We start from the raw sequence: 20,419 nt of genomic DNA, 5'->3' as shown, positions 1-20,419 counted from the left end.
GTATTTACGAACCCATTGGTACAAAAGACTATAGCTCATACCATATTGACAGGCGACAGCCATCATTGACTGTCCGGCATTTACTTGTGAAACCAATTCAAGTTTCTCCTCTGGGGACCATGCCTTGTAATGTGCTTTGTGACACAATGCTTCCGGTCCGCCAGCCTGTTCGATACGATTCCAAGTACGAATCTTGTTACGAAAATTTGCTGTTTTAATTCCTTTAGGTGTTTTTACCCACTTACCTTGACGATAAAGTTCTACACACATCAGCTTAAATTCAGTCGTATAACGCAAAATGTACCCTCCTTACTGGGTGTCCAGTAAAGAGGGTACATTTCAGTTTTCCGCGGTTTTATTTATTTCTTTTTATAGAAAACTATTCCTAATTAAGTACATTCTCAAGGACAGTTTTTTTCAGAAAGTTTTAAAATATTGTAGCATTTGTGTGACAAAGGGACTATAATAAGAGGTAAGAAACGCGAAGTAAATTCGCAGAAGGGGGTTTATGTAATGATTAGCTTTTTTGTGTGTCTTGCAATCTTAATTCTCGGCTACTTCATTTACGGCGGCTATGTCGAGAGTTGTTTCCGTCCTCCTATCGATGACAGAAAGACTCCGGCATACAGACTGGAAGATGGTGTCGACTATGTTCCGATGGGAACGGGCCGTGTCTTCTTGATCCAGCTGCTGAACATCGCTGGACTGGGCCCGATCTTCGGTGCTTTGGCCGGTGCTATGTGGGGGCCTGCTGTGTTCCTTTGGATTACCTTTGGTACGGTTTTTGCAGGCGGTGTCCACGACTTTATTTCTGGGTTGCTGTCTGAAAGAAATGATGGTGCCTCCATTTCCGAAATCGTAGGGAAGTACCTCGGCGATACCATGAGACATATCATGCGTGGATTCTCCGTTATCCTCCTGATCCTCGTCGGTGTTGCTTTCACGACGGGCCCTGCTGGCCTTCTGACCAAGATCACGACCCAGAGCTTCAACTTCTGGCTGGTTGTCCTGTTGATCTACTACTTCATTGCAACCTTCCTGCCGATTGATAAGGTCATCGGTAAGCTCTATCCGTTCTTTGGTTTCTGCTTGATCTTTATGGCTGTTGGTGTTGGGACCATGCTCTTTGCGAAGGGATATACCATTCCTGAAATCAGCTTCACTAACATGCATCCGAAAGGAACCCCGATTTGGCCGATCATGTTCATCACCGTTGCTTGCGGTGCTATCTCTGGCTTCCATTCCACCCAGTCTCCGCTGATGGCTCGCTGCATCAAGAGTGAACGTGAATGCCATAAGATTTTCTATGGTGCCATGGTTTGTGAAGGCATCATTGCCCTGATTTGGGCTGCTGCTGGTACGACCTTCTATGATGGTACGCAGGGCCTTGCCAAGGCTTTTGTTACCTATAAGGGCGCTGGCGGTGTTGTTTATGATATCTGCTCCGGCCTGATGGGTACGGTTGGCACAATCATTGCCATGATCGGTGTAATTGCTTGCCCTGTATCCTCTGCCGATACGGCTTTCCGTTCTGCCCGCTACACCATTTGCGACTGGTTCAAGATTGACCAGCACACGGTAGCAAGCCGTCTGAAACTTTCCATTCCTATCATTGCTGTCGGTGGGATCCTGACCCAGGTTGACGTGACCATCCTTTGGAGATACTTCTCCTGGACGAACCAAACCTTGGCTGTCTTCGTTCTCTGGGCTGGTGCCATGTACCTCCTGGCTAACAAGGGCAACTATGTGATTGCTTTGGTTCCAGGTACATTCATGAGCGCTGTATCCTGCACGTACATCCTCATGGCTAAGGAAGGCCTTGGCCTTTCGACCAGCATTGCTTATCCTGCTGGTATTGCTGTGGCTGTCATTGCAAACATCCTCTTCTGGAAGCGCGCAAAGAAAGTTGAACGCGGTGAAATCGACCTGGCTGATAAACCGGTTGAAGGCTGATTGAAATCGTAGGATCACTTGGAAGGGATTGCCTTCCAAGTGATTTTTTTCATGTCAAAGGACCGGTACGGAACATATTGTTCCGTACCGGTCCTTTGATAGTTTCAGGGAATTGAATCTGTTATTTGACTTCGTGGATCCAGCCTTTGGGACCTTCAATTTCGCCCATCTGGATTCCGCGAAGGGTCTTATAGAGTTTGGTTAAGACAGGGCCCATTTCATCCATGCCGCTTTTGATATCGATGACCTTGCCATGATCGACAACGCGGCCGACAGGGCAGATGACAGCCGCAGTACCACAGAGGCCAGCTTCTGCAAAATCAGCCACTTCCGAGAAGGCTACGGGCCGATGTTCCACCTTCATGCCAAGCATATCTTCCGCAATGGTAATCAGGCTGCGGCGCGTGATGGACGGCAGGATGGAGTCAGATTTAGGTGTGATAAGGGTACCGTCTTTTGTGACAAAAAGGAAGTTAGCACCGCCCGTTTCCTCGACATAAGTGCGAGTAGCCGGATCAAGGTACATGTTTTCGTCAAAGCCTTTAGCATGGGCGGTCATATAAGCATGAAGACTCATGGCGTAGTTCAGGCCAGCTTTGATATGGCCTGTCCCACGAGGGGCTGCACGGTCAAAGTCGGAAACACAAATGGTGATTGGCTTGACTCCATTTTTGAAATAGTTGCCTACAGGGGTGCCAAACAAACGGAACTGATATTCATCGGCTGGCTTGACCCCGATGACGGAACCGGTTGCAAAAAGGTAGGGCCGCAGGTAAAGGGCTCCGCCTGATTCAAAGGGAGGAATCCAATCCTTGTTGGCACGCACGACTTCATCGACAGCTTCCATGAACATGGCTTCCGGAACAGGAGGCATTTCAATACGTTTTGCTGAATCTACCATGCGTTTTGCGTTCTGGTCCGGACGGAACGTAACGGTTCTGCCATCCTTGGTCTTGTAGGCCTTCAGTCCTTCAAAGACCTGCTGGCAATATTGAAGGATTCCAGCGCATTCGTTAAGGGGAACGGTGGGATCATCTGTCAGAGCACCTGGACCCCATTTCCCATCTTTATAGGTCGCTACATACCGTTTGGAAATTGGCATATAACCAAAACCCAAGCTGGACCAATCAAGTGATACCTTTGTCATAAGTCATTCAGATCCTTTCCAGTAACTTGTAACTTAATTGAATAAGTACCAAAATATAATAGCCATAATGTTATAATTTGTCAATTATTTAAAGACATATGGATGATTTTGTGTTCTAAAAACGATATAAATGACTTAATCTTTACACTATCCACAAATAAAGGACGAATGCTTTTCTGTATATAATGGGAAGAGACAATTCATCCCAAACAAAAATAAATGTCCGATTTCGCATTTTTGACACATATTTTTCATTTAGCTTTCATTTTCTGGGCAGTAAAATAAATAGAACAATCAGTGTTTCACTGGTTTTCATGAGCTAAATCAATGAGAGGGAAAGAAGGAATCTGGAATGAAGAAAAAGTCTTTGGTCATGACGGTTGCCGCTCTTGCCGCCTTTACTTCCATTGCAAGCGCAGCTCCCGCAACGAGTTGGGAACAGGGCCAATGGCAAGTTGATTTGGGGGCATCTGATCCCAAAGCAAAATTTGATGGACTGGAAAGCGATACGAAATGGAACTTTAATGGTGGTCTTGGCTACGCCCTTTCTGATAAATGGGCCTTGCGTTATGATTATCATGGGCTAAAGACCGAAGCTGGCGATTTCAAGACGGCCGGCGATGAAAATGAAGTCAACTTGATGTACAGCCTGGGACGGAACGCCGCCCTTTTTGCAGGCTGGGCCCGCATCAACAATGATTTCGATGGCAGCGTGGCACGAGGCACCTATGGGATTGACAGCTCTGACAGTGTTGTGAACAATGTGGCCCAGTTTGGTGCCATTGTGAAGGCTGACCTTGCTAAGAACCTCGCTCTGTACGCAGAAGGCGCTTTGGGAACGAAGAAGACTTCTATGTGGGAAGCGGGTCTTAGTTATACCATTGCCAAGGATTGGGATCTGAATGCTGGGTATCGTTACCTTGACACCAAGCTGGATGATGATAACAATATCAAATACAGAGGTTTCTTGGTCGGCCTGACCTATCGTTTTGGCGGGCATAAGGCAGAAGCTGCTCCTGTCGTGGAAGAACCGGCTCCTGTTGTGGAAGAACCGGTCCAAGAACCGGCCCATGTCTACAATGACTACTATCTGGACAGCATTCATTTTGCCTCTGATGATGATCAGCCACTTCCTTCTGAACGGGACAAGATGGACCATCTTGTCCAGGTTGCCAAGGATCATCCGGATTCTACGTTCAAACTGGTTGGGAATACGGATTCTGATGCTTCTGATGCCTACAATGAAGACCTTTCCAAGCGCCGTGTTGACCATGTCGCCCAGTACGTCTCCAATAATGGGGTTTCTAGCGATCGTCTGAAACTCAACTACAAGGGTGAAAAGGATCCGGTTGCTTCCAATGCGACGGAACAGGGCAAAGCCGATAACCGTCGTGTGGATGTGTGGGAACATAAATAATTTTATGCGGATCCAAATCCGTAAACGCGCCTCAGGAATTATTCCTGGGGCGTTTTTTGCTGCTATTTTTGTTCCATATGCTTCTGTCCTTAAAAGAAGGACGAAGAGACAAGTAATACCGGGAATATTCCTGTAAAGAATAGTACAATATTACATATAATGTGGAATGTTGCAAAATTTATGTAATAAATTTATTTACAAATAAGAAAAAAGTGGTATAGTAAAGGACATCTCAAACTTTGTATTCGGTATACAATATAGAGTCTATTTTGTAAGGAAGAAGGTTCTTAGCATGGTAAGTTGTTTTCATCCGGTGACGCCGGAACTGCTCGAAGATCTTAAAAAAGTGGTGGGGGAGAAATATGTTCGTTACGACGAAGATACTCTGGATCAGTACCAAACCGACGAGGAAGGCAATCCTCATTTTTTCAAAAAGCCAGAAGTCGTCGTTTTCCCTGGTTCTACAGAGGAAGTTGCATCCATTGTCAAACTTGCCAACCAATACCTTGTCCCCATTACGCCGCGGGCTGCAGGTTCCGGCGTGGCCTGTGGCGCCATTCCTATCTACCATGGCATGGTTGTAGAACTGGAACGGATGAACAAGATCCTGGAACTGAATGCAAATGCCATGTACGCGGTCGTACAGACGGGCGTCTATTGCGCCCAGCTGCAGGAAGAAGCTAAAAAACATGGCCTGCTCTATGCAGCTGATCCCTCTTCTGCATCTTCCAGCCAGGTCGGCGGCAATGTTGCAAACAATGCAGGCGGCAACAAGGCTGTCAAGTACGGGACGACGCGCAACCAGATCTATGCCCTCAAAGTGGTGACGCCGACAGGAGATATCGTTGATGTTGGGGCACGGCTGCAAAAATGCTCGACTGGCCTTGCTTTGGAACAGCTTTTTGCTGGTTCCGAGGGAACGCTCGGCATCATTACGGAAATTACGGTCAAGCTGCGTCCCCTGCCGCCATACAGTTTCAATATGGTCTGTGTATTCAAGACGGATGAAGAAGCCTTTGCCCTGCCCAATAAGATCCTTAAAGCCGGGGTTGATCCGACAAGCCTTGAATATATGGATAACGAGGCCATTATCATGACGGAAAAGTACCTTGATATGCACTTTCCTCATGCAGATGAAGGGGCCTGCTATGTTATTGTGACCGTTGAGACCTTTACGGAAGATGAACTTGACCGGAAGATGGAGCTGCTGTGTGATCTTGCCGAAGAAAATGGATCCATCGATGAATTTGAAGCTGACGAGCGCATCTGGAAACTGCGCAAGGAATTTGCCGAAGCGGCCAGGGCCATTGATAAGATGTTCCAGACCGAGGACTTTGTGGTTCCTCTCGACAAAATTGGCGATATGACCAAACAAATTCCGGAACTGCGGGAAAAATACGGTCTTTATTGCGTAACCGTTGCCCATATCGGTGATGGCAACATCCATGTCCTGCCCCTTAATAAATATGGCCTGACACCGGATGAATGGTTTGAAAAGATCAAGGCTTTCCATGCCGATCTCTTCCCACGCGTCTATGCCCTGGGAGGAAAGATGAGCGGCGAGCATGGGGTCGGTTATAAGAAGCTGGAAGAGTTTGCCCGCAATACGCCGGAAGGGGAAGTGAAGATCATCAAGGCCATCAAACGGGCCCTTGATCCCAATAACATCATGAACCCTGGGAAACTGGTTGATATGAATGGCGACTTTATTGCTTAGGAAAAGGAAGAGGAACCACAGAGCAAAGCTCCGCGGTTCCTCTTCCTTTCGTTATTTCTTTGTTGGCGCAACTTCAATGAAACTTAGGTCGCTGCGGGAATCATGGCTTCCTGTCATCTCTCCCGAGACAGGATCGATGATGATGGCATTGACGTCGCCCATATACGGTTTAACGGTCAGGTGATAGCCCCGTGCCACGAGGTCTTTCTTTTGGGCCTCAGTCAGTCCGTTTTCCGGTTCCAGACGAATTTCATCAGGCTGCCACTGCATGTGGAAGCGCGGTGCCGAAACAGCTTCGTTGACAGGCATCTTATGGTCAATGACATTCGAAATGACTTGAAGAACAGTTGTAATGATGCGGCTTCCACCCGGACTTCCGACAACCATGAAAATCTTGCCATCCTTGGAAATGATGGAAGGGCTCATGGAACTTAAGGGCCGTTTATAGGGGGCAATGGCATTGGCATCACCGCCAATGACGCCGTACATATTAGGTACGCCTGGTTTTGCCGAAAAATCATCCATTTCATCGTTGAGGAGGAATCCGGCCCCTTCAACGGCAACCCCACTGCCGTACCAGTCATTAATGGTGTATGTGACGGAAACGGCGTTGCCAAAACGGTCTGCAACGGAGTAATGCGTGGTCTGTGTGCCTTCCTTCAGGGGGATAAGACCTGGCTTTACAAGATCACTGGGTGTGGCTTTTTTTTCATCGATACTTTCATAAAGCCGCTTGGCGTAAGCTTTATCGGTGAGTTCCTTCAAAGGTATTTTTACAAAGTCAGGGTCACCAAAATATTCACTGCGGTCAGCATAAGCGCGCCGCATGGCTTCGGCCATGATATGGATGGTTTCAGGCGTTTGGAATCCACTCTTTTCGATGTCCGCATTTTCCATGATGTTCAGGATTTCCGCGATAATGGGCCCGCCGGAAGAGGGTGGGGCCATGGAAATGATCTTGTATCCCCGATACGTGGTCTCACTTGGCTTCCGCCAGACCGGTTTATATTGGGCCAGATCAGCGGCTGTAATGAGGCCGCCATTTTTCTTCATATCCTTGACAATGAGTTTGGCTGTTTTGCCCGTATAGAAATCTCTCGGGTCATCGGCAATGCGGCGCAGGACTTTTCCCAGGTCCTTTTGGACAAAGATTTCTCCTTCTTGATAGAGACTGCCGTCCTTGTGGAGAAAATAGTTGCGGGAGGCTTTGTAAGGCGTGAAGCGTTCCGTCCCAACATCTTTCAGGGTTCCTGCCATATTCCGGGAAACGGCAAATCCTTTTTCTGCCATTTCGATGGATGGTCCCATGAGTTCCTTTAGACTCTTGGTGCCATATTTGTTCAGCATTTCAGTCATCCCGGCAACCGTGCCCGGTACGCCAACGGAAAGATAGCCCAGACGGCTCTTATTACTGTCTACATTGCCTTTTTCATCAAGGTACATATCCTTTGTAGCCTTTCCAGGGGCTGTTTCCCGGAAATCAAGGGCAATGTCCTCTCCATCCTTCGTATGGATGACTGCAAATCCGCCGCCGCCAATATTGCCTGCATTCGGATGACAGACAGCTAGGGCATAGCCTACAGCGACAGCGGCATCGACGGCATTGCCGCCCCGATCAAGGACATCCTGCCCAATCCGATCGGCAAGGGCTTGGGAGGAAACAACCATTCCTTTTCCTTTGCTGGTGACTAGGGGATTGGCCGGTGCCGTAAAAGCTGTCGTTGGACCCAAGAGTGAAAGTGCCATTGCCACGGCAGCAAGGGCTTTCTTTTTCGCTTTTGCCTTTGACCAAGTAATCATACAAACCTCCTTTTGGAAAAGAATCGGGAAAAGCTTCGATAAATCCATTATAGGGGACAAGATGGAAGGAGACAACAAACGGGAAAAAGCAAAAAACTCCTTATGGAAAGATGTATGAAAAGATACAGTGCGGCAGGGGAAAAGGACGCTGCAAGGGGTATGTTTTTCTTCCGGACCATACTATAATGGAAGAGCAGGATAGAGAAAGGAGTCGATCCTTATGGAATCTCAAGAAGTAGAAGAAAAAATCAAAACCCTTGCTAAGTGGGTGGGGGAAAGTCAAAACATTGTCTTTTTTGGCGGAGCTGGGGTTTCGACGGAAAGTGGGATCCCCGACTTTCGCAGTATCGATGGCCTTTATCACCAAAAGTATGATTTTCCGCCGGAAACGATTTTGAGCCATACGTTTTTTGAAGCGCATCCCGACGAATTCTATCGCTTCTATCATGATAAGATGCTCTGCCTTGATGCCAAACCAAACGCAGCCCACAAGAAATTGACCCAGTGGGAACGGGACGGTCGTCTAAAGGCTGTCATTACCCAGAATATCGATGGTCTGCATCAGGCGGCAGGCAGTCGGAATGTCCTTGAACTGCATGGCAGTGTACACCGTAATTACTGTCAAAAATGCCACAAATTTTTTGACGCTGCCTATATGAGAGCCCATGTCGGCATTCCTCGTTGCGACACCTGCGGCGGCGTCATCAAACCTGATGTGGTCCTTTATGAGGAAGGCCTTGATAGGGAAACCTTGGAGCGGGCGGTTTCCTACATCCGCCAGGCTGATATACTGATTGTAGGCGGTACGAGCCTTGTGGTCTATCCGGCAGCCGGCCTTATCCGATATTATCAAGGTAAGAAACTGGTCCTCATCAATAAAGGGACAACCGCCTACGATCAGGATGCCCAACTTGTCATTTCAGCAGCCATCGGAAAAGTCATGGAACAATTGCCTTGAAAAGATGATTTTTTCACGCAATTTGTGATATAATGGCCTAAAATGTCCTTTTGATTTGGGGGGTAATGTCGATGTTAGATTTGAAGTTTGTTCGGGAAAATCTAGATAAAGTGGCCGAGGCCATGAAGAACCGTCACACAGAAGTGGATCTTGATGCGTTCAGGAAGCTTGACCAAGAGCGCCGTGACCTGCTCCAGGAAGTGGAAGCGGATAAGAGCATGCGCAATAGCGTCAGTGCTGAAATCAGCAAGATGAAGAAAAATGGTGAAGACGCTTCGGAGAAGATCCTTTCCATGCGTACCCTTGGAGATAAGATTGCTGAAACGGACAAGAAACTCAAGGAAGTGGAACAGGGACTGCGTGACATCATGCTGACAATCCCCAATATGCCTGATGCCAGTGTTCCCGTTGGCAAGGATGATACGGAAAACCCGGAAGTCCGTAAATGGGGTGAACCGACGCACTTTGATTTTGAACCCAAGGCCCATTGGGATCTTGGGGAAGACCTGGGCATCCTCGATTCCAATCGGGCAGCCAAGGTTTCGGGCGGTCGTTTCTATTATTATCTGGGCCTGGGGGCCCGTCTGGAACGTGCGGTCTATAACTTCATGCTTGATCAGCACACCCAAAAAGACGGCTATACGGAAGTCATCCCGCCCTATATCGTCAATCGGGAGACCATGACCGGTACAGGTCAACTCCCAAAATTTCACGAAGATATGTATCGCCTTGAAGGGATGGAGATGTATCTTATCCCGACGGCGGAGGTTCCCTTGACGAACTACTACCGTGATGAAATTATTGACGGCGCCAAACTGCCGATTTATTTGACGGCCTTTACCCCCTGCTTCCGTGCAGAAGCCGGGAGCGCCGGACGTGACACGCGCGGCTTGATCCGCCAGCACCAGTTCCATAAGGTGGAGATGGTGAAATTCACTAAACCGGAAGATTCCTTTGATGAGTTGGAAAAGCTGACCCATGATGCCGAAGGGATTCTTCAGGCCCTTGGACTGCCATACCATGTGGTTTGCCTCTGCACGGGTGACCTTGGGTTCTCGGCCACCAAATGCTATGACATCGAAGTCTGGTTCCCCGCACAGAACAAGTACCGTGAAATCTCTTCCTGCTCCAACTGTGTAGATTTCCAAGCGCGTCGTGCCAATATTCGGTTCCGCCGTGACAGCAAATCCAAACCGGAGTTTGTCCACACCCTCAATGGGTCCGGCCTTGCTGTTGGACGTACGGTGGCCGCTATTCTTGAAAACTATCAGCAGGCAGACGGCAGTATCGTGGTCCCTGAAGTCTTGAGACCGTACATGGGCTGCGATGTCATTGCTAAACCCTAAGTCGGATGAAATGAATGGGATTCCTTTGAGGAAAGGAATCCCATTTTTGCTTTTTGTTGGGATAATTTGCTTGTTTTAGCTCTTAATAAGAAAGAGGCGTCCATGAATATTTATTCATGGGCGCCTCTTTCTTATTAAGAGAAAAAAGAAGAGTATAGCTCTGCTTCAATGAAAAAAGGAGTATAGGGGTGTATGCAAAAGACGTTATCAAGTTGTAAAAGATGGTACAGATTTAAAAATATTCATAAGCCCTTTTTCTCCTAAAGAGCTTTGGCTCCGTATGGAGCCGTATGAGGCCGTAAGAGATAGTATGAGGGAGTAAATAGAATAATTGCTTTTATTCATTTAATTTATAGGACTATCCAGCGATTTTCATATTTTTTCTTCAATCTCCTCAAATCTCCTTCAATTTCCTCTATTTTCCTCTTGTCTTTTCTGTGCTCTGTAGTATAATTAACAGCGAACTAAAATATGCGTCGCTGACGCCAGAGGGGGATGGATAGATGAACGAACAAGCTTTTTTTCAATTGAGTCAAGATGCAGTCAGCCGGTTAGCTGAAAGATACGGCACTCCTTTGCTGGTGCTTTCCTTGGAACAGATTGAAAAAAATTATGACATCCTGCGGACCCATATCCCGCAGATGAGAATCCATTACGCAATGAAGGCCAATCCGGATTTGAGAATCCTGGAGACCATGATTGATAAAAACGCTGATTTTGACGTTGCAAGTGACGGGGAAATCCGTACCTTGGCAAGCCTTGGTGTTCCGGGGGAAAAGATGATCTATGCCAATCCCATCAAGACGGAAGCTGGCCTCAAGGCCTGCGTCGATGCTGGTGTAACGCGTATGACCTTTGACAGTGAATCGGAAATCTGCAAAATTGCCAAATGGGTACCCCATGCGACCGTGCTTCTGCGCTTGCGCATTGATAATCCCAAGGCCCATGTGGACCTTAACAAGAAATTTGGCGCGCCGCGGGAAAAGGCCCTGTCCCTTATGAGACTGGCACGGCAGGCTGGTCTTGACATGGCTGGAATTGCCTTCCATGTCGGCAGTCAGGTTACAACGGCCGATTCTTATCTCCACGCCTTTGATGTTGTCCATGAACTCTTGGAAGAAGCAAAAAATGAGGGGTTTGACCTTCCCATCATGGATATTGGTGGCGGGTTCCCCATTCCGGAAACGGGTGTCCATTACAACTTGACGGCTATCTTGGATCAGATAGCAGCCCGCTTGCGGGAAGACTTTTCCGATAAGATTATTTGGAGTGAACCCGGCCGCTATATGGCTGGCACGGCTCAAAATCTTATTACCAAGGTCATTGGCGTCAATGAACGCAATGGTCAGGTCTGGTATTTCCTCGATGATGGTATTTATGGGACCTTCTCCGGCGTAATCTTCGATCAGTGGGACTACAAGCTTATCAGCTTCAAGGAAGGGGAGAAGATCCCGGCAACCTTTGCTGGCCCGAGCTGTGATTCCTTGGATATTATGTTCCGCGGCAAGATGACCGAACCCCTTGAAGTGGATGACTTGCTCCTTGTTCCTGTCTGCGGTGCCTATACATCGGCTTCAGCAACGACCTTCAATGGGTTCAAAAAGGCCCGTATGGTTATTTGGGAGGATGTACGGGATGAACTTGGCTTGGGAAATGAGCAGCTTTCCCTTGCTGTATAACCTTTGAACCGCAACCGGTCTCCTGCGGGGGGCCGGTTTTTTGCGCCTTGTTTTGAAAAACATGGTATAATGACGCATGGAAAGGATGGATTTCTATGAGAAAATTACTGCGCCCCTTCCTTTTTCTTGTTTGCACCCTGGCTCTTTTGGCAGCTGGATGCGGGAAAAAAGCGGCAGCGCCTAAGATTGAGCCGGTCCAGTATCCGGGCTGGATTGAAGTCAAATTGGATCCGGATGCCCGGTTTTCGGTTCCTTCCGTTTTTTTTGAGGAAACGGAAGCAATTCGGAAAAAGATGGAAGCTGAAGAAACAGATCCCTATGTAAAGGCCCTCCTTGAAAAGGATCGGGCCCAATATTCCAAAAAAGGAAGCATCGTCCTTGTGACAACAGATCAAGGAGCGGCTTTTCTTGAGGCCGGAAACCATGCGGCGCGAATTACGTTTCAAACCGTGGGAAGTCCTATGAAGCTTCCTCGGTATGGACAGAATCTAGGTATGGATGAAAAGGCCCTCCAGGAATTTGGCACAGCCACCATGGACGGCATCAAATTCAGTGATGGAAAGGGCCTTCCAGATGGGTATACTGTCACTTACAGTAACTGGAGCCCAATGAAGACGGAAATCATAAACGGTGTGGAACATCTTTTTACGGCCTACGATAAGACCATCCTACAGGAAGGCGTTCCCCTTGTGACGGTCCACACCCTGCGCTGGACCTTCCTCAATAATGACCGCATCCATATCTTGACGGCCTCCTATCCTAAGGAGGAGGAAGCCTATTGGAATGATGACGGGCGGAAACTTAGGAACATTGTGAGAACCCTTGCCATAATACCGTCGAAGTCGGCGGCGAAAGATAGTTTTCTTGATAAGGTCAAGGCCCTCCTTCCATAAGAAATCGTCCTTTTCTGATAAAGAACAAAGACCGCTGCATGAAGAGCAGCGGTCTTTTTGGATGGAAAAAAGAATCACTCAGCCAGAACGGTTTCCCTCATCTTCTCCTTGCGAGGGGATCCATAGAGCTTTTTCCCAATAAAAGCAATCAGATAACAGCAAACGGTATAGATGATGCCAAATTTCAGCATATCCATGGCTGTTCCTTTAACGAGGATAGCATACATGATGGGTGTGCTTACAAGCTCAATGACCTGCCGGATGGCGTAGGATAGGGAGTAGTCCGTCATAACAGGGGAGTCAAAATTGGGATCGCAGATTTTAAGCAGCGTGGCACCTGTCATCATGACGCCGGTATTGATGCCAAAACTGAGGATGCCCCGTTCAAAAGGATAGCTGTCAGGAAGGAAATATTGGAACATCTTGATGGTCGTATAGTAGACCAGAACAAAGCCCGCCGCAGAAATGACAAGGATGGGGAGAATATAATCCAAGACGGCGCGAATCGGCATGCTGGCGATGGCAGCGATAATGGAGAAGTCAGCAAAAATGCCGCAAATATGGTTCTTTATTTTAACGTCAATCATCCATTCCAAATGCAGTTTTTGAATGCCATAGTTGACGGCATACATGAGAAGCAGGGCATAGGGCCAAACAGGTACGTCCTGAAGTCCGATGATCTGATATTTGACAAATAGGCCGCGCAGATAATAAGCTAGTCCGCAGTCGGCAAGGATAATGGCAAGGTGAACGGTCAATGGTTCAATGGCAGCACTTTGGGTGGTCTCCCGTCCCATTTGTCCCTGCTTGTTTATTTCCTTTGTAAATCCATAGGTATCTTCTGTCGGGAGAGAGGCGGATCCTTTCAAAAAGGCCGTTTCCCCTTTTGCGGCAGCGCGGTTGATAATCATGACGCCTAGCAGGATCCCGCCAAGCAGGCCAATCGTGGCAAAGGTGGTAAGAACGCCTTGGGACAGTTCCCAGTAGCTGGCGCCTCCTTCCATGAGCAGACTCCCAATGGCCCCGGCCATACCGTGACCGCCGTTAAAGCCCTGACAGATTTCGTAGCCGAATTGGTTGTAGAATTCTAGACCGGGAATAAAGGCCATAAAAAGTAGGGGAAGTCCGACGCCTAGGATAATCTGAAAGCCAAAGGCTCCGCTTGCAATGCCGCTCACAATAGCAATCTTAGCGGCTTCTTTGCGGTTTTCTTGAGGATCGAGCCGTTTTTTCTTGACGAAGTTTCCCAAGGGAATCCCGGCAAACATGGGAACGACGAGAATCCCTGCAAGCAGGGACCACGTCTTGTTCCATTCAGGGGATATGGGGGAATAGCCTGTAAGACCAAGGACTTCAGGCCCTAAAAGAAGTCCGAGGAATCCGCCGATGACAGACGCGGGAACCAGGAAACGTCTGAATAGGGAAATCTTGGCTCGAAGATAGAGTCCGATAAGGAGCAGAACACCTAGGAAAGCAGTACTCTTGAGAAGTTCTTGCAGGATCTTGCTGGTCATGAAAAGGCCTCCTTTGATATAAAATACAGAATTATCAATTATATCGTATCAATAATTTACTACTTTGTCTATGATTTGTTTTTGTGTAATGGACGCAATATAAAATAAAGGCGAATTTACTATTCCATTCAAGTTAGACGGAGAATAAGGCTGCTTGTTACAAAAAAAGGTTATCATCAGCACAGTGTCCATGTTACAGGGAGTTTTTAAGAATTTTGATGTATAGGCATCTTTTGTAATGGAAAAAGTGCGATGAATGATGCAATTATCAGAATTATAGGGATAATTCGTTGCCATAGCGATTCAAATTATATATAATGAGTGTGTTCCTTAGTCAAGTGCTGGGGAAAAAGGAGGAATTCCATATGACGGAAATGCTGAAGATTGGTTTTGTAGGGACGGGCATCATGGGAAAATCCATGCTTTGTAACCTTGGAAAAAAGGGCTATGAAATGCATGCCTATGCTCGGCACCCTGAGAAGATTGCGGACCTTGAATCCGAAGGGGTTGCCCTTCATGAAACGCTTGCTGACTGCGTCAAAGCGGTCGATGTCATGATTTCCATTGTCGGTTTTCCTAAAGATGTGGAAGCGGTCTATTTCGGAGAAGGGGGCATCTTTAATAGTGCCCACCACGGACAATATATCATTGATATGACTACGACAAGTCCAACCCTTGCAAAAAAACTCTGCAAAAAAGGAACTGCCATTGGCCTTCATGTCCTCGATGCACCGGTTACAGGTGGGGATACGGGCGCTAAAAACGCAACCCTTTCCATCCTTGTCGGTGGTGAAAAAGAGGATTTTCAGGCCATGCGCCCTGTCTTTGAGGGGATGGGAACCAACATCAACTACATGGGACCGGCTGGTTCCGGTCAGCATGCCAAGATGGCCAACCAGATCATGATTGCCGGCACCATGAGCGGCATTTGTGAAGCCCTGAACTATGCAAAAAAGGAGGGCCTTGATCTGGATACTCTTTTAGCTGCCGTGTCCACCGGGGCGGCGGGCAGTGCTCAGCTCAATGCTTTTGGAAGCAAGATGGTCCATGGTGATTTCGCACCGGGTTTTTTCCTGAAACACTTCATCAAAGATATGAATCTCGCCGATGAAGAAGCGAGCAAGATGGGCCTTGCCCTGCCCGTTCTCAAACAGGTCCTTGCGGAATACCGGACCCTCGAGGCAAAAGGAATGGGGGATTTAGGAACGCAGGCGCTTTTTACCTACTACGCTGACAAAGAAAAATAAATCGAGGCGGGATGGTCTCCCCGCGGAATCCACTCCAGAAAGGATGAATCTACATGATGAAGAAAAAATGGTGTAAACTAGCAGCTCTTGCCCTTACCTGCGGCAGCCTTCTTGCAGCAGGCTGCGGTGGCGGCGGTGACAAGAAAGAAGCCGCTTCGGGCGGCAAGAAAGTTTCAGGCAATGTCATGGTCTATACGTCCATGTATCCTGATGTCGTCAATTCCCGTGTGAAACCAGCTGTTCAAAAGGCGTTTCCCGACTTAAAGGTTAATTGGTTCCAAGGCGGTACAGAAAAGATCAAGACAAAGATTGCCGGGGAAATCAAGGCAGACAAGATCAGCGACGACGTCCTCATGGTTGCTGACCCATCCTATTATATCTATCTCAAGGAAAAGGGTCTCCTTCTGGATTACAAGTCCCCTGAAATCAAACATCATATCATGGAAGTGGATAAGGATGGCGCTTGGACTTCCGTCCGTGTCTGCAATATGATTATTGCCTACAATAAGGATAAGATTGCAAAGGAAGATATTCCGACAAGCTGGGAAGACTTGACAAATCCAAAGTATAAAGGCCGTATTGCCATGCCGAACCCGCTTCTGTCCGGGACTGCTTATGTTGCTGTTGGAGCCCTTGCTGATAAATTTGGCTGGGAGTATTTTGATCGTTTGAAAGCCAATGGACTCCGTGTTGAAGAAGGCAACAGTGCCATCCAAAATAAACTTCTCACAGGTGAATATATGGCTGCCATCATCTTGGAAGAAAACGTGCTGAAACTCCAGCAGACCAAGAAGGAACCGTTGGAAGTTGTGTATCCGAAGGAAGGGTGCATCCTCATTTCTTCACCGATCGGCATCTTCAAAGCGACAAAGAATCCAGACGGTGCCAAGGCTCTTACGGATTGGTGGCTCAGCAAAGAAGGTCAGGAAGCCGTAACTGCTGGCTGGATGTATTCGGTCCGGGATGATGTGGAAAAACCGCAGGGATCCAAACATACGCTGAAGGAATTGCTCCAGAATGCCATTAAGGTAGATTGGGATAAGCTGACTAAGAATGAAGCCCAAATCAAGGAAGAATTCCGATCTCGCGTCCTCGATAGATAAAAGATCACCTTCCGCAGCCATCGGACTGTGAGCGGGGAGCTGGGGAACATCCTCTGGCCTCCCCGCTTTTTCAAGCGGAAAAGGAGTTTACAGTGAAACGATATCAAATGCCGCGCCTTGACAGTAAGTTTATGGTCATTGCGCTATCTGTCCTCATCCTTCTTTATTTCATTGTACTGCCTCTGGCTGTACTTATTATCGACAGCGTTGTTGTTGATGGACACCTGGACGTGTCGAGTTATCTTACTGTCTATGGACAGGCCGTCAATATGAGGGCCCTGACCAATACGGCGAAAATCTCTATTCTCGTCATGATTCTTTCCGTCCTGATAACCTTTCCTTTGGCCTGGCTTATCGGCCGAACGGATTTGCCGGGACGAAAAAAGTTCCGAACCATCCTTGTTGCCAGTTATATGATTCCCCCTTATGTTGGGGCCATTGCTTGGACGCAGCTTCTTAATCCTGATGTAGGATATCTCAATGCCCTATTGAAAACCATCTTTTCCTTGAGCAAGGCCCCTTTTAATATTTATACGGAAGGTGGACTTATCTGGGTCTTGACCCTCTTTTATTCCCCTTTTGCTTTTATTACCATTTCCCGTGCCATGGAAAAAATGGATCCCACACTGGAAGAAGCTTCCCGCGTTTCCGGCGCTTCGCCGCTTCGTGTCCTGTGGGATGTGACACTGCCGCTCATGGCGCCGAGTATCCTCGCCGGCGGCCTCTTGGTCTTCATTGGGGCTGGTTCTGCTTTTGGAATCCCGGCTATTGTGGGCATGCCAGGCAACATTGAAGTCCTGACAACGCGCATTGTGTCCTTCGTCTATATGGGCAACGACAGCGGTATCCGCAATGCGACAACCCTTGCCGTATCGCTTATGATTCTTGCCAATGGTCTGCTCTTTTTCATGACTTGGTTCATGGGACGCAAGGATTATACGACCATTGGCGGAAAAAGCACCCGGCCAGCCTTGGTGGAATTGGGAAAATGGAAAGGTCTTGCTACTTTTCTTGTAGCCGTCTATGCTTTTATAGCCGTAATCCTGCCGTTAGGATCCATTGTCATTACAAGCTTCATGGTGAGCATGTCCAAAGGCCTTAGTCTTGATAATTTTGGCTTTGACGCATGGATACCGGTTCTTGAAAACAGTCAGTATCTCGATTGCATTTGGCGCTCTTTGGGGTATGCTTTCATTGCTGCAACGATTGGCACGATCCTTTCCCTTTTTGTGGCTTATCTATCGGTTAAAACGCACGTGAAGGGGCGCAGTCTCCCAGATCTGCTTGTGATGGTCGGCGGCAGTACGCCCAGCGTTGTTATTGCACTGGCTCTCATCATAACCTTCTCGGGTAACTACGGCTTAAACCTTTATTCCACCATGTGGATCCTCATTGTCAGCTATCTTGTGAAGTATATGACCATGAGTGTTCGTACCATTGCCGCTTCCCTAAGCCAGGTTTCTTCAAGTCTTGAAGAGGCAGGGCTGAACTCTGGTGCGGGCTGGCTTCGCATTTGTAAGGATATTATCATGCCGCTTATTGCTCCTTCCATTGTAGCGGGCTGGTTCCTCATCTTTATGCCTTCCTTTTATGAATTGACCATGTCGAATCTGCTTTATGGCAGTGATACCCAGACCATTGGTGTCCTTCTTTACGAACTGCAGACCTATGCTGATACGCAGAATGCTTCGGTTATGTCTGTTATCATTCTCATCATTGTTATGGTGGGGAACCTCATCTTGAACAAAGTGTCAAAAGGGCACATTGCCATTTAGCAAGGAGGAAAATAAATTATGTCTCAAGTCAAACTCGAGCATCTTTATAAACGTTTTGGAAATGTAACGGCTGTGGGAGATTTCAATCTTGACGTGAAAGATGGGGAGTTCATCTCGTTCCTAGGACCTTCGGGCTGTGGCAAGACGACGACCCTACGGATGATTGCCGGCTTTGAACGTCCCACGGAAGGCTCCATTATCCTGGGGGATACTGTTGTTTCCAGTGCAAGTGAAGGACTTTTTATGGCACCGGAAAAACGGGATATAGGCATGGTCTTCCAATCTTATGCTGTTTGGCCCCATATGACGGTCGCAGAAAACGTAGCCTATCCTTTGAAAATCCAGGGCGTCAGCAAGGCCGAACGGGACCGCCGTGTGGAAGAAGCCCTTAAGATGGTTCACCTTGACCAGTATGGAAGACGCTATCCCAATCAACTTTCTGGCGGGCAGCAGCAGCGCGTGGCTCTTGCTCGTGCGCTCATTGCACATCCTGGCCTACTCCTTTTGGATGAACCTCTTTCAAATCTTGATGCCAAGCTCCGGGAAAGCATGCGCTTTGAAATTTCGACACTCCAAAAAGAGCTTGGCATTACGGTTATTTACGTCACCCACGATCAATCAGAAGCCATGACCATGAGTGATCGCATTGTCGTCATGAATGGTGGCGAAATCCAGCAGATTGGACGCCCTTTTGATGTCTATACCCATCCTGCCAATAAGATGGTGGCTGATTTTATTGGTCTTGTCAATTTCGTACCTGCTGCGATGCGGGGTGATAGGGCCTTTATCAAGAATACTACCGTTTCTTTCCCTAATGAGGCGGGAATTCCTGAAGGAGATGGCATTATTGCTGTTCGTCCTGAAAATGTAAGCCTTTCCAAGAACGGAGGGATGCTTAAGGGGACGGTACGGCATCGTTTCTATATGGGGGATGCTGTTGACTACCGCATTGAGACCGCAGCCGGTATGATCCGCGTCATGACCCATGGCAGTGCGTACCATACTTGGAAAGATGGAGAGGAGATTTATCTTGATTTTCGTGATATAATTCTATTGGGTAACGAAAGAAACAACTATATTATCACTTGATTGGAGGAACTTTTCATGAAAAAAGAAATTGCTACCAAAAATGCCCCTTCCGCGATTGGACCCTATTCCCAGGGGATTGAAGCTTCCGGAACGACGGTTTATGTATCCGGTCAGATTCCTATCGATCCTAAGACGGGCGAGTTTGCTGGCGATGATATCGTCACCCAGACGAAACAATCCTTGACGAATGTCAAGAATATCCTTGCTGAAGCTGGCTGCAGCCTTGATGATGTCGTTAAGACGACGGTCCTTCTTGCGGATATCAAGGACTTTGGACCTATGAATGAAATCTATGGGGAATTCTTCAAAGGTGTTTGTCCGGCTCGTGCCTGCTTCCAGGTAGCGGCGCTTCCTAAAGGTGCCCTTGTGGAAATTGAGGCCTTTGCCGTTAAATAAGAGCTTTCGTTTGGCCGCTGCTTTTTGCAGCGGTCTTTTTTTAGGTTCTATAATAAATGTTGGGGTGAGGAAATATTCTTTCCTCACCCCATTTTTGCATAAAAAAGTGGACATAGACGGCATCCACTCTTACAATTAAATCGCCAAACCTAAATGAAAGGAAGATGGCCTATGTCCACATTTGATTATATAGCAAATTCCTTGAATGTCAAAGGTAACGTAATAAAAAAATGCATCCACAGTGAGCAACAAATTGAATTTATTATGGAACTGAATCGAGCTGTTGTCCAATGCCCTAATTGTCATGCGAAGACCGATAGAATCAAGGATTACCGTTGGCAAAGGATTGCTATCGGATCCATTTTGCACCAACAGGCTTTTGTCC

Annotated in this window: 17 protein-coding genes; 13 read left to right on the top strand and 4 right to left on the bottom strand. The window is 47.6% G+C overall.

The window, feature by feature from the left end; translation table 11 throughout:
• On the bottom strand, positions 1 to 297 hold a 297-nt coding region (locus H503_RS0109870; protein WP_026385381.1), incomplete at its 3' end, for a transposase.
• A 216-nt stretch (positions 298 to 513) separates the two neighbouring features.
• Here H503_RS0109870 and H503_RS0109865 point away from each other — a divergent pair.
• Positions 514 to 1,953 carry a carbon starvation CstA family protein gene (locus H503_RS0109865; RefSeq protein WP_009015060.1) on the top strand — a complete coding sequence of 480 codons (1,440 nt, stop codon included), beginning with the start codon at positions 514 to 516 and terminating at the stop codon, positions 1,951 to 1,953.
• Between the two features lie 121 nt (positions 1,954 to 2,074).
• On the opposite strand, the gene H503_RS0109860 is transcribed toward H503_RS0109865, so the two are convergent.
• Positions 2,075 to 3,100, bottom strand: coding sequence for a branched-chain amino acid aminotransferase (locus H503_RS0109860; protein WP_026385716.1), 1,026 nt, complete (start codon positions 3,098 to 3,100; stop codon positions 2,075 to 2,077).
• 352 nt (positions 3,101 to 3,452) lie between these two features.
• Here H503_RS0109860 and H503_RS0109855 point away from each other — a divergent pair, with 352 nt between their 5' ends.
• Together H503_RS0109855 and H503_RS0109850 are read left to right on the top strand one after the other, a co-directional pair.
• Positions 3,453 to 4,517 carry an OmpA family protein gene (locus tag H503_RS0109855; protein ID WP_009015058.1) on the top strand — a complete coding sequence of 355 codons (1,065 nt, stop codon included), beginning with the start codon at positions 3,453 to 3,455 and terminating at the stop codon, positions 4,515 to 4,517.
• A 292-nt stretch (positions 4,518 to 4,809) separates the two neighbouring features.
• Positions 4,810 to 6,234: an FAD-binding oxidoreductase gene (locus tag H503_RS0109850; RefSeq protein WP_016459832.1), complete on the top strand. Its 1,425-nt coding sequence runs from the start codon at positions 4,810 to 4,812 to the stop codon at positions 6,232 to 6,234.
• Positions 6,235 to 6,285: 51 nt separating this feature from the next.
• Here the strand turns inward: H503_RS0109850 and ggt are convergent, their stop codons facing one another.
• A complete protein-coding gene (ggt, locus tag H503_RS0109845) occupies positions 6,286 to 8,034 on the bottom strand; it encodes a gamma-glutamyltransferase (RefSeq protein ID WP_035196336.1) in 1,749 nt (582 codons plus the stop codon).
• A gap of 220 nt (positions 8,035 to 8,254) precedes the next feature.
• Here ggt and H503_RS0109840 point away from each other — a divergent pair, with 220 nt between their 5' ends.
• The 4 genes from H503_RS0109840 to H503_RS0109825 all read left to right on the top strand — a co-directional run bounded on the left by H503_RS0109840 (position 8,255) and on the right by H503_RS0109825 (position 12,910).
• Complete coding sequence (locus H503_RS0109840) at positions 8,255 to 8,992, top strand: NAD-dependent protein deacylase (protein ID WP_009015055.1); 738 nt, start codon at positions 8,255 to 8,257, stop codon at positions 8,990 to 8,992.
• Positions 8,993 to 9,063: 71 nt separating this feature from the next.
• Positions 9,064 to 10,338 (top strand): serine--tRNA ligase, encoded by a 1,275-nt coding sequence (gene serS, locus H503_RS0109835; protein ID WP_009015054.1) that lies wholly within the window; start codon positions 9,064 to 9,066, stop codon positions 10,336 to 10,338.
• Between the two features lie 503 nt (positions 10,339 to 10,841).
• On the top strand, positions 10,842 to 12,017 hold the full coding sequence (locus H503_RS0109830; RefSeq protein ID WP_009015053.1) for a type III PLP-dependent enzyme: 1,176 nt from the start codon (positions 10,842 to 10,844) through the stop codon (positions 12,015 to 12,017).
• Positions 12,018 to 12,112: 95 nt separating this feature from the next.
• Entirely contained in the window at positions 12,113 to 12,910 is a 798-nt protein-coding gene (locus tag H503_RS0109825) for a hypothetical protein (protein ID WP_009015052.1), read from the top strand.
• A 74-nt stretch (positions 12,911 to 12,984) separates the two neighbouring features.
• Here H503_RS0109825 and H503_RS0109820 read toward each other — a convergent pair whose 3' ends face one another.
• Positions 12,985 to 14,424 carry a sodium/glutamate symporter family protein gene (locus tag H503_RS0109820; RefSeq protein WP_014128066.1) on the bottom strand — a complete coding sequence of 480 codons (1,440 nt, stop codon included), beginning with the start codon at positions 14,422 to 14,424 and terminating at the stop codon, positions 12,985 to 12,987.
• Between the two features lie 365 nt (positions 14,425 to 14,789).
• Here H503_RS0109820 and H503_RS0109815 point away from each other — a divergent pair, with 365 nt between their 5' ends.
• The 6 genes from H503_RS0109815 to H503_RS12605 all read left to right on the top strand — a co-directional run.
• Positions 14,790 to 15,671 (top strand): NAD(P)-dependent oxidoreductase, encoded by an 882-nt coding sequence (locus H503_RS0109815; RefSeq protein WP_009015050.1) that lies wholly within the window; start codon positions 14,790 to 14,792, stop codon positions 15,669 to 15,671.
• A gap of 53 nt (positions 15,672 to 15,724) precedes the next feature.
• On the top strand, positions 15,725 to 16,774 hold the full coding sequence (locus H503_RS0109810; RefSeq protein WP_009015049.1) for an ABC transporter substrate-binding protein: 1,050 nt from the start codon (positions 15,725 to 15,727) through the stop codon (positions 16,772 to 16,774).
• 92 nt (positions 16,775 to 16,866) lie between these two features.
• Positions 16,867 to 18,549 carry an ABC transporter permease gene (locus H503_RS0109805; RefSeq protein WP_009015048.1) on the top strand — a complete coding sequence of 561 codons (1,683 nt, stop codon included), beginning with the start codon at positions 16,867 to 16,869 and terminating at the stop codon, positions 18,547 to 18,549.
• A gap of 18 nt (positions 18,550 to 18,567) precedes the next feature.
• Positions 18,568 to 19,638, top strand: coding sequence for an ABC transporter ATP-binding protein (locus H503_RS0109800; protein WP_014128068.1), 1,071 nt, complete (start codon positions 18,568 to 18,570; stop codon positions 19,636 to 19,638).
• 15 nt (positions 19,639 to 19,653) lie between these two features.
• Positions 19,654 to 20,034, top strand: coding sequence for a RidA family protein (locus H503_RS0109795; protein WP_016459829.1), 381 nt, complete (start codon positions 19,654 to 19,656; stop codon positions 20,032 to 20,034).
• Between the two features lie 171 nt (positions 20,035 to 20,205).
• Positions 20,206 to 20,419 (top strand): transposase family protein (locus tag H503_RS12605; protein WP_026385725.1); only part of this gene is annotated, 214 nt, incomplete at its 3' end.

This window comes from Acidaminococcus intestini DSM 21505, from assembly GCF_000425045.1.
In the GTDB taxonomy this organism is placed as follows: Bacteria; Bacillota; Negativicutes; order Acidaminococcales; family Acidaminococcaceae; genus Acidaminococcus; species Acidaminococcus intestini.
The sequence above is the reverse complement of the archived record's forward strand: the minus strand, read 5'-3'. Positions and strand labels throughout refer to the sequence as shown.

Bases quoted from the DNA above. Each gene is read 5' to 3' on its own strand.
- H503_RS0109865 (WP_009015060.1), top strand. From the start codon at position 514: ATGATTAGCTTTTTTGTGTGTCTTGCAATCTTAATTCTCGGCTACTTC.
- H503_RS0109860 (WP_026385716.1), bottom strand. From the start codon at position 3,100: ATGACAAAGGTATCACTTGATTGGTCCAGCTTGGGTTTTGGTTATATG.
- H503_RS0109855 (WP_009015058.1), top strand. From the start codon at position 3,453: ATGAAGAAAAAGTCTTTGGTCATGACGGTTGCCGCTCTTGCCGCCTTT.
- H503_RS0109850 (WP_016459832.1), top strand. From the start codon at position 4,810: ATGGTAAGTTGTTTTCATCCGGTGACGCCGGAACTGCTCGAAGATCTT.
- ggt (WP_035196336.1), bottom strand. From the start codon at position 8,034: ATGATTACTTGGTCAAAGGCAAAAGCGAAAAAGAAAGCCCTTGCTGCC.
- H503_RS0109840 (WP_009015055.1), top strand. From the start codon at position 8,255: ATGGAATCTCAAGAAGTAGAAGAAAAAATCAAAACCCTTGCTAAGTGG.
- serS (WP_009015054.1), top strand. From the start codon at position 9,064: ATGTTAGATTTGAAGTTTGTTCGGGAAAATCTAGATAAAGTGGCCGAG.
- H503_RS0109830 (WP_009015053.1), top strand. From the start codon at position 10,842: ATGAACGAACAAGCTTTTTTTCAATTGAGTCAAGATGCAGTCAGCCGG.
- H503_RS0109825 (WP_009015052.1), top strand. From the start codon at position 12,113: ATGAGAAAATTACTGCGCCCCTTCCTTTTTCTTGTTTGCACCCTGGCT.
- H503_RS0109820 (WP_014128066.1), bottom strand. From the start codon at position 14,424: ATGACCAGCAAGATCCTGCAAGAACTTCTCAAGAGTACTGCTTTCCTA.
- H503_RS0109815 (WP_009015050.1), top strand. From the start codon at position 14,790: ATGACGGAAATGCTGAAGATTGGTTTTGTAGGGACGGGCATCATGGGA.
- H503_RS0109810 (WP_009015049.1), top strand. From the start codon at position 15,725: ATGATGAAGAAAAAATGGTGTAAACTAGCAGCTCTTGCCCTTACCTGC.
- H503_RS0109800 (WP_014128068.1), top strand. From the start codon at position 18,568: ATGTCTCAAGTCAAACTCGAGCATCTTTATAAACGTTTTGGAAATGTA.
- H503_RS0109795 (WP_016459829.1), top strand. From the start codon at position 19,654: ATGAAAAAAGAAATTGCTACCAAAAATGCCCCTTCCGCGATTGGACCC.